The sequence below is a fragment of the Robertmurraya siralis genome, assembly GCF_005502275.1.
Lineage (GTDB): Bacteria > Bacillota > Bacilli > Bacillales > Cytobacillaceae > Robertmurraya > Robertmurraya siralis.
The window spans coordinates 28,820-40,554 of record NZ_SWLZ01000006.1 but is presented as its reverse complement, the minus strand read 5'-3'; the positions used below and the strand labels follow the sequence as shown (position 1 = coordinate 40,554).

Here is an 11,735-nt window from a genome sequence, read left to right as displayed (position 1 = left end):
AAAATGGATCTTGAATTCCTTTCATAATATGATTAGTAGTATGCTTAACTATGATAGAGGAAAAACGAGGTGCGTAGTACAATGACAGAGGGCTGTTATCGCAAAGAAATTAGCGCAGGGTTGGAAGTTGAAATTGTCCTAAAGAAAGATCAACGGACAGGAATATTAACAAAAGGAACGGTAAAAGACATTTTGACTAATTCCTCCTATCATCCCCACGGAATTAAAGTTCGATTAGTGGACGGACAGGTGGGAAGGGTAAGGAAAGTGAATTCAAGCGACTAAATAAACATCGCTAGAGCGCAAATATTTATAGTAGTTATCGCACATGTAAATAAAAAATCTCTCTTTTTACGTTGAATTACTAAAAATGGGAGATTTTTTATTTCAGTTAAGGCTTTGTTAAACAACGAAACGAGCCAAAAGTCAACACCGACATATAACAAAGCCTTGTTGAAAGATACCATCCAGAGTGGGATCCAATAAGGGAGAAAAAGAAGTGGAAAAAGCTAGGCATATGCACAATCTGTGTCTTCCTGCAAAAGCCCGAATATGCTCTCTGAATTAATGAAAAAAGTGTCAGTAATTCAAGCCGAAAAAATCCATTGTTTTATGGTAAGATGTGAGTAGTCTTCAGTAGTGAAATGGTTAAGTAAGGCTTTTTTTGGGAGGTTAAGAAATGTCTATCAGAATGTTAATAGGTAGAGCTGGAACAGGGAAAACAACTTACTGTATTAATGAGATGCAGGAAAAAATGAAAAATGAGCCAAATGGAGATCCGATCATTTATTTAGTACCTGAGCAAATGACATTTCTATCAGAATATAAATTACTATCGACATCTGATTTAGGTGGGATGATCCGAACACAAGTTTATAGCTTTTCTCGACTAGCTTGGAGAATTCTTCAAGAGACGGGTGGGATAAGCCGTTATCATATTAATAGCGTCGGTGTCAGCATGTTGATTCGAAAAATAATCGAGGACAAAAAAGAGCAGTTAACATTGTTTGAAAAAGCGGCAGATAAAACAGGATTTATTGAGCAATTGGAAAAACTGTTAACTGAATTTAAACGCTATTTGATTAAGCCGGAAGATTTAGCAGAACGGCACTTATCAGCAGATGATGCAAGTGAAAAAGTGCTCAAGGATAAACTTCATGATTTAGAAATTATTTACGAAGCATTTGAAGATGCGTTGTTAAATAAATATATAGATTCAGAGGACTATTTGCGCTTATTAGGAGAGCAGATTGCTTCCTCCGCATATTTACAAGATGCGACGATTTATATCGATGGCTTCTATAGCTTTACACCGCAAGAATACATGATTATTGAACAGTTGATGAAGCATAGTAAAGATATGACCATTGCATTAACATTAGATCGGCCATTTCATCATGAAGCTCCCGATGAGCTTCATCTTTTTCGGATGGCTGGAGAAACGTGCCAGACTCTCTACGAAATGGCAAAAGTTGAAGGGGTGCATGTGGAGGAGATTCTATTCCAAGAGCAAGTTAGATTGACAAATGATTCTTTAAAACATTTAGAATCTTTTTTTGAACAGAGACCGACTGTTTCGTTCGAAGGGACGCCATTGGTGCATTTGGCACAGGCTGTTAATCGAAGAGCGGAAGTTGAGGGAATAGCAAGAGCTATTCGCAAGCTTGCGAGAGAAGAGAATTATCGCTACCGTGATATTGCCATTTTGCTAAGAAATGGGCAACAATACTATGATCTGATTGAAAATATATTTGCGGACTATGATATTCCTGTCTTTATTGACCAAAAAAGAACGATGTTAAATCATCCGCTAATTGAGCTTATTCGCTCAAGTCTTGAAGTGATTAACGGATTTTGGAGGTATGAACCTGTCTTTCGAGCAGTAAAAACGGAGCTTCTTTTCCCAGAAGGAGGCGATGTGTATAGACTGCGGGCGCAGATGGATCAACTGGAAAATTATGTGTTGGAACATGGCATTCAAGGTAAGAAGTGGATGCAAAAGGAACGCTGGACATACCGACGATTTAAAGGATTAGAGCTGGAAGCATTTGCTCAAACTGATGCGGAAAAGGAAAAAGAAGAGGAACTCAATGGGTTGAAGAAGATGATCTCAACACCAATTCAACGATTGGCAAAGAGATTCGCCAAAGCGAGAACAGGAAGAGAGCTCTGTGCAGCACTATATTACTTTTTAGAAGAACTTCATATTCCGGCGAAGTTGGAACAATGGAAATTACAAGAAGAAGAGGCTGGGAATTTAGTCCGAGCAAGGGAGCATGATCAGGCGTGGAACGGAATGATTGATCTTCTCGATCAATTTGTGGAAATGCTAGGAGATGAAGAGATTTCTTTGAAGAAGTTTGCCACGATTCTTGATGCGGGGCTGGAATCACTTCGATTCTCTCTTGTACCGCCGTCTATCGATCAAGTGTTAGTAGCAGATCTTGAGAAATCGAGATTAACCGAGATCAAGGCTGCTTTTGTAATTGGGTTGAATGACGGAGTTCTGCCGGCCAAATTTTCTGAGGAAGGGCTGATTGCAGATGAGGAAAGAGAGAGGTTAGCAGTAAAGGGAATTGAAATTGCTCCGAGTAGTCGAAAGAGATTGCTAGATGAAGAATTTCTTGCGTATAATGCTCTGACAACAGCATCTGAACGCCTATTTGTGAGCTATCCTTTGGCCAATGATGATGGAAAGGCCTTAATGCCTTCATTGTATATTAATAGGTTGCTGGAAATTTTCCCTCACATTCAGTCACATCACTATATTCAAGAAATTTCTGAGCTTCCTGAACTGGAGCAAATAGACTATATCTCTCATGAAGAGACAAGCCTGTCTTTGTTAACTGGACAACTTCAGCAGCAAAAGCGGGGCTATCCTATTTATGATATTTGGTGGGATGTCTATAACTATTATGTAGGAAATGTAAAGTGGAGAGAGCGGGCTAAAAAAGTTCTGCAGAGCTTAAATTACAAAAATGAATCGACTCAACTTTCTGAAGATACGAGCAAGGAGCTATATTCAGAAGTGATTCAAGGAAGTGTGTCACGGATGGAGCTTTTTTCTGCCTGTCCGTTTTCCCATTTTGCCCAACACGGCTTGAAGCTCAGAGAAAGACAGGTCTTTCGCTTAGAGGCTCCGGATATTGGGGAATTATTTCATGGTGCCCTAAAATATATAGTCGAGACAGTAATGGTGAGTGAAAAATCATGGGAGCGGATGACTCAGATGGAAATCGAGCAGCTGGCAAAGGAAGCGGTTGAACTTTTAGCGCCGAAACTGCAGCATGAAATATTATTAAGCTCGAATCGCCATCATTATATAAAAAGAAAATTAGCAGAGATAATTAAGAGAGCCTCGCTCGTCTTGCAGGAGCATGCGAAAGCGAGCGGTTTTGCACCTGTCGGCCTTGAGCTTGGTTTTGGACCGAAGCAAAAGCTGCCGCCGTTGAAATTTTCCTTGCGAAATGGAACAAAGATGGAGCTTATTGGTCGAATTGACCGCATTGATAAGGCGGAGGATGAAAACGGAGTATACTTAAGGATTATGGATTATAAATCAAGTGCAAAAGATGTCAATTTAAATGAAGTATACTACGGATTATCACTGCAAATGTTAACCTATCTCGATATTGTTGTAGCGAATTCGAAAGCGTTAATTGGCAAAGAAGCGGACCCGGCTGGAGTCCTCTATTTTCACGTCCACAATCCGATCGTCAACACAAGCAAAATGCTCACTTTGGACGAGCTTGATAACCAGTTGTTTAAAAAATTTAAAATGAATGGTTTATTGCTGGGTGAAGAAAAAATTATTCGCTTGATGGATAGAACCGTCGATACAGGTGATTCTGCTATCATCGCAGCGGGGATAAAAAAAGACGGAACACTTACGAAGCGTTCAAAGGTGGCAAGCCATGAGGAATTTGAGCAGCTAAGACGCTTTGTTCGCAAGTATTACGTGAAAACAGGAAATGCAATCGCAGGTGGAGATGTGAAAATTGCCCCCTATAAACTAAAGGAGCGCAAGCCTTGTACATTTTGCTCCTTTAAATCGGTTTGTCAATTCGATGAATCGTTAGAAGCGAATGACTATCGCAATCTATCGTCCTATTCTAAAGAGGAAATTTTGCAGATGATGAGACAGGAGGAGGAAATCGATGAAGATACCAACTAAACCGGTGGAAGCAACGTGGACAGACGACCAATGGAAGGCAATATGGGCAAGCGGTCAGGATATTCTTGTTGCGGCAGCGGCTGGTTCGGGGAAGACGGCAGTTCTTGTAGAACGGATGATCAATAAGATCATTTCAACCGCTGAGCCAATTGACGTGGACGAGCTATTAGTTGTAACCTTTACGAATGCCTCTGCTGCTGAGATGAGACATCGAATTGGAGAAGCATTAGAAAAAGCCATTAGTGATAATCCTTCTTCAAAGCATTTACGTAAACAGCTTAGTTTACTAAATAGGGCCTCTATCTCAACTCTCCATTCCTTTTGCTTGGAAGTCATTCGCAAATATTACTATCAAATTGATGTTGATCCGGGTTTTCGCATTGCCGATGAAACAGAAGTACAATTGTTAAGAGATGAAGTGATGGAGGAGCTTTTTGAGAATGAATATGGCAAGAAGGAAAATGAGGCCTTTTTTGAACTGGTAGATACTTTTTCCAATGATCGCAGTGATGTTGCCCTTCAGGATATTATCCGTGAGATTTACGATTTTGCCCAATCCAATCCTTCTCCACATGCTTATTTGCGATCGTTGAAGGAAATGTATGAGGTGGCTGAGGGAACAACAATTGAAGATCTGCCATTTGCCGATGTGCTCCTTTTTGATATCGAGCTGCAGTTAAAAGGAGCAAAGGAGCTCTTAGAAAATGGCTTGGAATTAACAAAGCTGCCTGGTGGTCCTTCCCCAAGGGTTGAGAATTTCATCGATGATATTCGCATCGTTGATAGTCTCCTGGCAGCGAAGGAAATATCGTGGGAAGAGCTTTATTTTCGCATGCAGGCAGAATCCTTTTCAAGGGCAAAGACATGCCGGGGGGATGAGTTTGATAAAAATCTGCTTGAAAGAGCACAAAAGCTGCGCGATAAGGCGAAAAAAATCGTTCAAACGATAAAAGATGAATTGTTTTCCAGAAGGCCTGAGAGCTTTATTCGAGATATAAGAGAAATGGCGCCCCATATTCACACCCTCGTTCAGTTAGTGGAAAGCTTTGCTGCCCGCTTCGCTGAAGTGAAGAAGGAAAAGGGATTAGTTGATTTTGCTGATTTAGAACATTTATGCCTGCAAATCCTGTCGGCGGAAGGAGGAAAACTGCTTCCTTCTGAAGCGGCTATTTCATATCGCAATCAGTTTAAAGAGGTTTTTGTCGATGAGTATCAGGATACAAATATGGTTCAGGAGGCTATTCTTCAGCTCGTTACAAAAGATGGGGAAAAGAGCGGGAATATGTTTATGGTGGGGGATGTGAAACAATCTATCTATCGTTTCCGCCTCGCTGAACCGAACCTGTTTTTAGGAAAATATTTGCGGTTTACTACTGATGGAGAACACACTGGATTAAAAATTGATCTAGCGCGCAACTTCCGCAGTCGCAAAGAAGTATTGGACGGAACGAATTTCCTTTTTAAACAGCTCATGGGAAAAACAGTCGGTGAGATTGAGTATGATAAAGCGGCGGAGCTCGTACAAGGTGCAAGCTATCCAGAAAGCGAACATCCAATTGAGTGGCTCTTGATTGAACAGGAAGGAAAAGATGACGCTGATTCTGAGGCGGATGAGCCAGATGTGCTACAGTTTGATGATGTTGAGTTGGAACAATCACAATTAGAAGCCCGAGTAATGGCTGATAAGATTAAGCAAATGGTTGTGGAGAGAAAAGAAATTTACAATGGAAAAACAAAATCGACTCGGCCGATCCAATATCGTGATATCGTAATTTTACTCCGTTCAATGACATGGGCGCCACAAATTATTGAAGAGTTTAAAGAAGCGGGAATTCCCGTATATGCCAATCTTTCGACTGGATATTTTGAGGCGACTGAGGTTTCGATCATGATGTCGCTGTTAAAAATTATTGATAATCCATATCAAGATATTCCATTAGCAGCGGTACTACGTTCTCCAATCATCGGTTTGAATGAAGAGGAGCTGGCACAAGTGCGCCTTCAAAAAAAGCATGGTTCCTTTTACGAAGCACTCGTGTCTTTTTGTCAAGAGAGAGCAGCAGAGGGAACAGAAGAAATCCAAGAAAAGCTGATACCCTTTATCGAGCGCTTGCACGGCTGGAGAAAGAAAGCCCGGCAAGGGGCTTTAGCTGAGTTAATATGGCAATTATATCGCGATACAAAATTTTACGATTTTGTTGGTGGACTCCCTGGGGGAAAACAGCGTCAAGCTAATTTACGCGCCCTCTATGATCGAGCCCGACAGTATGAGAATACTTCGTTTCGAGGTCTGTTCCGCTTTCTTCGCTTTATTGAAAGAATGACTGAGCGGGGAGATGATCTTGGAGCTGCGCGTGCCTTAGGCGAGCAAGAAGATGTTGTGCGCATCATGACAATTCATAGCAGTAAAGGTTTGGAGTTTCCGGTGGTGTTTGTTGCGGGAACAGCACGCCAGTTTAATATGATGGACCTGCGAAAACCGCAAATGCTTGATAAAGATCTTGGATTTGCGACAAAGTATATTAATGCGAAGAAACGAATTTCATATCCTTCCCTTCCGCAGCTTGCTTTTAAAAAGAAAAAGAAGCTGGAAATGCTTGCTGAAGAAATGAGGGTGCTTTATGTGGCGCTCACGCGAGCGAAGGAAAAATTATTTTTATTATCATCTGTAAAGGAACTAGATAAAAAAATTGCGGACTGGGAAAAGTCATTGTCAAATAAAGGATGGCTTTTAAAGGAGTATGAACGCGCTGCGGCGAAAAGCTATTTAGACTGGATTGGTCCAGCATTGATTAGACATCGGGATGCGGACATATTGCGTGGAATTGAAAGCACTGATAAGTTGGTGCCAGCTGAAATTTATGAGCACTCTTCCTCTTGGAAAATTGAGTTTATGAAAGCGAATGACTTAATTGTGAGAGAAAAGGAAAAGCTCCCCGATGAGAATGATTTGATGGGGCGTGTCTATCAAGGGCTTACTGTTGAGATAGAGTCAAACTGGAAGGAAGAAATCAAAAAAAATTTAACATTTCAGTATCCTTTTAAGGAAGCTGCCATGCATCGTTCAAAACAGTCGGTTTCAGAGATGAAACGTCAATGGGAAATGATTGATGAGGAGAGTGGAAAAGATTTGCTCTCATTTTCTAAACCAATCCTTAATCGTCCTCGATTCATGCAGGAAAAAACGATTACTCCTGCAGAAAGAGGAACGGCAATGCATATGGTGATGCAGCATGTCAATTTAGCAGCGGACATCACAGTTTCCTCCGTTATAGCTCAGCTTGAAGAGATGGTGGCCAAGGAATTGCTAACCGAAGAGCAGAAGCAAGTGATCGATGTAGAACAAATTGTGAAGTTTTTTACGACAGAGCTAGGGGAACGGATGCTGCACGCAGATTTCTTAAACAGAGAGATCCCGTTCAATGCCGTTTTTCCTGCAAGTGTTGTTTATCCGAACTGGATTGGTGATAATGAACCGATTCTTGTGCAAGGAATTATCGATTGTGCGTTTGTTGACGCAGCTGGCTTAGTTCTTGTCGATTACAAGACGGACGCGATTCAAGAGCGCTATCAAGGTGGTTTTGAACAAGCAAGACCAATTCTTGAGGAACGTTATCGCGTCCAGCTTAATCTTTATGCTCAAGCATTGGAACAAATTTTGCAAAAAGAAGTGACAGAACGCTATTTATTTTTCTTCGATGGTGGTCATGTTTTAAAACTTTAAATGAAAGTTGTGGCTATCGGCATGAGTGCCCTAACGAAATCGAATATGCCGAATTTTCAACAGCAAATCGTCTAAATAATATCTCCCCTTAAAACAAAAAAACAGTCCTCAATTCAGCTTGAGGACTGTTTCTATTTGGAGGTTTACAAACTTGAAAGCAAAATTTTTTAACTCGTGCGGATGGTGAGTTTTGCAGCCGTTCCGGCTTTTGTGAACGAAGCCTAGTAGTGTGCAGATGCTTTTTCGTTCTTTCGCCCATTTATTTGGTCCGATTTGAATCAACTGATATGCTTTAAAAATCAACAATATCTATGAAGAAATGCCTTAATTGTTTCCTACCAAAGGCTGATCGACAAGGTTTGTATCGAGAGTATTGCTGGCGCTTATGAGATTGTTAGTAATAATAAAGCCGCCAGTATTACCAGCCCCCGAGCCCGACATCGATTTTGAAGCGCTCTTCGGAGAGATGAAGAGAGAATCTCCAAATTGAAGCACTCCTCCTCCTAAATTAATTACTTGAACAGGTCCTACAATTGCAGGCATACTAAAACACCCTTTTCTAATGGAGTAAAACATCCCTAATTTAAATGCCTATTAAAATATTATGCTTTTTTGCCAATAATGTTACTCAATTGCGGGGGTGAAGATGGCGGATATGCTTGATCCTAGACTCCATATTGATATTTTTCGTGTTTCCAATATGGATAACTGAAGATGTGGACACCCCTGTTATATCGAGAAATCCCACCTTAATGATAGGATGAATCGAGTTTGTCTCAAAGGTCACATTTTCGAAAATGGGCTCCATTGGAATCGCTTCAGTAAAAATATCGAAATCAGAGAACCTGATTTCATTGCTAAAAAAAGTTTGACGCTCACGCTGCAAAGCGATTGCACGAGAAAAAGCTTGAATTTGTGAAGAATCTCCGATTTCGAAAGTGGAGACGATCGATAAAGAATTGATGATAATACGATCAACAACAGAGGTTCTCTTGTTCAGCATTCCGTTACCCCTGTGGATTCAGTGGCACAAATGGACCGATAATCAGTGATTCTGCAGGGGTGTCAAAAATGGATGAGAGTTGTATCGTTTCTGCATCCCCAATTAGAACAATTGACGAGCTGGAGACAGCTTCTACTTGCATGTTGCCAACTTGAAGCTCTTCATTATAAATTTGTAAATTCATATCATTCATCATCCTTTCGAGTAGATTCTTTTGATAAATTATTTAGAAAAACAAAAACAGCACTTCCAATATCCTTTTTCATTTGTTCAACAATTCCATCTGTCATTTTTTGTGACGCTTCAGCACTTCGCTCTTTTTCGGGAATTTGGGCAAGATAATGATCGAGCCGGCCGGGAAGCTGCTTTTTAATATCATTTTTTATAAAGTCAATATAAGAATCATCCACATTTATTTGCAATTGCTCTTCGTATTCTTTAATGAGAGAGTTCAAGTCTTTGTCTAAGTACTCCTCAATTTTTTGCTCAAGCTCCCTAAGTGGTTTCCATTTAGTTTTCATAGGAAAAGAAGTGGATATATTTTTATTTTGGACTTCGAAATCTTCTATTCCTTCTGGATTGGCTGGATTTAAGCCGATATTTAAAGTTCCTTCTAAGGTTTCGACCTTTAATTGGTCGAATTTATATTCGATTGTTCCCACCTGAACAGGCGGTTGGGCCCGAACATCTTTGAGTTCATCAGATAAACCCTTTACTTTTTTCTCTAACTCAACAATTCTTTTATCTTGGGCTTCCACAAAGCGGTGCAACTTTTCTAAATATGAGTAGTATTCACGGTTCATAGCATTCCAGCACCACCTGCTGGAGGGGCTAATGGGACGGAAGGAACATGGAGATAGTCTGTTTCAATTTCTTCTGGTTTAAGCGGAATGGGGGCTGGTTCTGTAAACCCACCCGTATTATATAAATGACTTGACGGTTTAATAATCCCCGCACTGCCGATTTGCAGGACACAGGAATTGGCAAGACTTCCGATCCGAAAATTATTTATTACAATTGATTGTTGAATGTTAAAATTCATAAAATCACACCTTTAAGTTCTTCTAACTGTTGAAAAGGATACTTTGATCAGCGACATCCTGATCGAACGTATTGGTAGAGCTGTAGTTGTTGTGAACCTCTAATACATCTCCCGTATTAAATGAGCCTGCACCTGCAAAAGTCTTTACAGAAGCAATGGGCATGATTTTGTAGACATCTCCAATATTAAAAACAGAGCTTGTTCCAATTGCATTGACTTGGGCAATCCCAACAATGGCTGGCATAGGCAACATCCTTTGTAATTAGGTTTCCTCTTTTATCGTATGAATTTCTGGGGCAAATGTGATGAAATCGCCTAAGATGAAAAAGTAAAATCCCGCTTATAGGTAAAAGGTGGTGGGCGAGCCATACAAAAGATCATGATAGAATGATAATATCTTCAGTCTAGGAGAGAAAAAGCGGAAATAAAATAGAACGGAGAGCGGAACATTTAATTGCCCTTCAAAACAGGCAGTTGAGAATGTAGATGATGAAGTGGGTTTTTTAGAAGCACATTGGGGCACGAGCGGGATTCTTCCATTATATTTGAAAATTGCATGTCCATATACTTCCATCTATAATCGAAGATATAACAATTTTAAAGGAGCTATAATGGATACTTCAAAAACTAATAGAATTATATCTTTAGATATGATGAGGGGATTTTCCATTTTCGGAATATTTCTTGTCAATATGCTGTCCTTTCATTCACCTATGCTTTATTTGAACCCTGCTACCTGGTGGGGATCACCGCTCGATAAGGGAAGCTATGCTTTGATTGACATTTTTGCACAAGGGAGCTTTTATCCCCTCTTTTCTTTACTGTTTGGCTATGGATTAGTTCTTCTTTATGAAAGAACGGTAGGAAGAGGGAATGCATTTGCGCCAATTGCATTTCGGCGTTTAGGTGTCCTACTGGTGTTCGGAATGGTTCATGCCTTTTTTATTTGGCATGGAGATATTTTGATCAATTATGCGGTGTTTGGCTTTCTTTTCTTACTTTTCATAAGGGGATCAGGCGTGGGAATGACCATAACAGGTGGACTTATGTGGTTTATCCCCCAACTTATTTTCTGCTTTTTATTGATTATTACTGCATTATTCATGCCAGAGTTAGAGTCGTCTATTTATCAGGTAGAGATGGCAAAATATTCGATTGAAGTGTATCAAGGAGGGAGTTTAGCAGAGATTTTTTCACAAAGATGGAATGATTGGTATATGGTCAACAACTTTGGCAACGGCATTATTATGTTGTTTTCAATCTTTCCATTCTTTTTAATCGGGGGAGGTGCTGCCAAATTAAGATGGATGGAAAGGGTAGCAGAACTGCGAAGGCCGTTAATGATAAGTTTCTTCCTTTTTTTTCTGCTCGGCCTGTTTCTGAAGCTTTGTCCGTACATCTTTCAAGGCGGACTTGCTTTTGAATATATACAAGACTCCTTAGGCGGACCGTTGCTTGCCGTTTCCTATGCGATCGTGATTGCCTTAGCTGCAGATACGATAAGAGGAAGAAAGCTGCTCAGCTTTTTAGCGCCTGTAGGACAAATGTCGTTAAGCAATTATTTGTTGCAGTCAGTAATCTCAACAACAATTTTCTATTCTTATGGGTTTGGACTCTACAATCAAATATCCGTTTTTTCTGGTTCACTTCTTGTTTGCGTTATTTTTGCATTGCAAGTTATTTTCAGTTCGTACTGGATGAAGACGCATCAATTTGGTCCGATGGAATGGGTTTGGAGGAGTGCCACATATAAGAAATGGCAAAGGTGGAAAAAATAATGTAATGGAGGATG

10 protein-coding genes are annotated in these 11,735 nt (G+C 40.3%); 4 read left to right on the top strand and 6 right to left on the bottom strand.

Annotation, left to right across the window (positions count from 1 at the left end):
* Positions 1-81 precede the first annotated feature (81 nt).
* The 3 genes from FCJ93_RS09825 (at position 82) to addA (ending at position 7,898) form a co-directional block, all read left to right on the top strand.
* Positions 82-285 carry a YwbE family protein gene (locus tag FCJ93_RS09825; RefSeq protein WP_095309933.1) on the top strand — a complete coding sequence of 68 codons (204 nt, stop codon included), beginning with the start codon at positions 82-84 and terminating at the stop codon, positions 283-285.
* A gap of 394 nt (positions 286-679) precedes the next feature.
* Positions 680-4,174 (top strand): helicase-exonuclease AddAB subunit AddB, encoded by a 3,495-nt coding sequence (gene addB / locus FCJ93_RS09820; protein ID WP_095309935.1) that lies wholly within the window; start codon positions 680-682, stop codon positions 4,172-4,174.
* Positions 4,158-7,898 (top strand): helicase-exonuclease AddAB subunit AddA, encoded by a 3,741-nt coding sequence (gene addA / locus FCJ93_RS09815; RefSeq protein ID WP_137743595.1) that lies wholly within the window; start codon positions 4,158-4,160, stop codon positions 7,896-7,898. The genes addB and addA overlap by 17 nt, the downstream gene beginning before the upstream one ends.
* A gap of 324 nt (positions 7,899-8,222) precedes the next feature.
* Here addA and FCJ93_RS09810 read toward each other — a convergent pair whose 3' ends face one another.
* From FCJ93_RS09810 to FCJ93_RS09785, 6 genes are all read right to left on the bottom strand, one after another.
* Positions 8,223-8,441, bottom strand: a complete 219-nt coding sequence (locus tag FCJ93_RS09810) for a spore germination protein (protein ID WP_137743594.1) — start codon at positions 8,439-8,441, stop codon at positions 8,223-8,225.
* 85 nt (positions 8,442-8,526) lie between these two features.
* On the bottom strand, positions 8,527-8,901 hold the full coding sequence (locus FCJ93_RS09805; protein ID WP_170943573.1) for a spore germination protein GerPE: 375 nt from the start codon (positions 8,899-8,901) through the stop codon (positions 8,527-8,529).
* A 4-nt stretch (positions 8,902-8,905) separates the two neighbouring features.
* The gene (locus tag FCJ93_RS09800) at positions 8,906-9,085 is read right to left on the bottom strand and encodes a spore gernimation protein GerPD (RefSeq protein WP_095309939.1); all 180 of its coding nucleotides are present in this window, start codon (positions 9,083-9,085) and stop codon (positions 8,906-8,908) included.
* Between the two features lies 1 nt (position 9,086).
* Positions 9,087-9,704, bottom strand: a complete 618-nt coding sequence (gene gerPC, locus FCJ93_RS09795; protein WP_095309941.1) for a spore germination protein GerPC — start codon at positions 9,702-9,704, stop codon at positions 9,087-9,089.
* Positions 9,701-9,943, bottom strand: coding sequence for a spore germination protein GerPB (locus tag FCJ93_RS09790; RefSeq protein ID WP_095309943.1), 243 nt, complete (start codon positions 9,941-9,943; stop codon positions 9,701-9,703). The genes gerPC and FCJ93_RS09790 overlap by 4 nt, the downstream gene beginning before the upstream one ends.
* Before the next feature lie 22 nt (positions 9,944-9,965).
* Complete coding sequence (locus FCJ93_RS09785; RefSeq protein WP_095309945.1) at positions 9,966-10,187, bottom strand: spore germination protein; 222 nt, start codon at positions 10,185-10,187, stop codon at positions 9,966-9,968.
* A 367-nt stretch (positions 10,188-10,554) separates the two neighbouring features.
* Between FCJ93_RS09785 and FCJ93_RS09780 the strand changes: the two genes are divergently transcribed.
* Positions 10,555-11,721 (top strand): DUF418 domain-containing protein, encoded by a 1,167-nt coding sequence (locus FCJ93_RS09780; RefSeq protein ID WP_137743593.1) that lies wholly within the window; start codon positions 10,555-10,557, stop codon positions 11,719-11,721.
* Positions 11,722-11,735: the final 14 nt, after the last annotated feature.

Coding starts and splice junctions, on each gene's coding strand:
- FCJ93_RS09780 (WP_137743593.1), top strand. CDS start 10,555: ATGGATACTTCAAAAACTAATAGAATTATATCTTTAGATATGATGAGG.
- FCJ93_RS09810 (WP_137743594.1), bottom strand. CDS start 8,441: ATGCCTGCAATTGTAGGACCTGTTCAAGTAATTAATTTAGGAGGAGGA.
- addB (WP_095309935.1), top strand. CDS start 680: ATGTCTATCAGAATGTTAATAGGTAGAGCTGGAACAGGGAAAACAACT.
- addA (WP_137743595.1), top strand. CDS start 4,158: ATGAAGATACCAACTAAACCGGTGGAAGCAACGTGGACAGACGACCAA.
- FCJ93_RS09825 (WP_095309933.1), top strand. CDS start 82: ATGACAGAGGGCTGTTATCGCAAAGAAATTAGCGCAGGGTTGGAAGTT.
- FCJ93_RS09800 (WP_095309939.1), bottom strand. CDS start 9,085: ATGAATTTACAAATTTATAATGAAGAGCTTCAAGTTGGCAACATGCAA.
- FCJ93_RS09785 (WP_095309945.1), bottom strand. CDS start 10,187: ATGCCAGCCATTGTTGGGATTGCCCAAGTCAATGCAATTGGAACAAGC.
- FCJ93_RS09805 (WP_170943573.1), bottom strand. CDS start 8,901: ATGCTGAACAAGAGAACCTCTGTTGTTGATCGTATTATCATCAATTCT.
- FCJ93_RS09790 (WP_095309943.1), bottom strand. CDS start 9,943: ATGAATTTTAACATTCAACAATCAATTGTAATAAATAATTTTCGGATC.
- gerPC (WP_095309941.1), bottom strand. CDS start 9,704: ATGAACCGTGAATACTACTCATATTTAGAAAAGTTGCACCGCTTTGTG.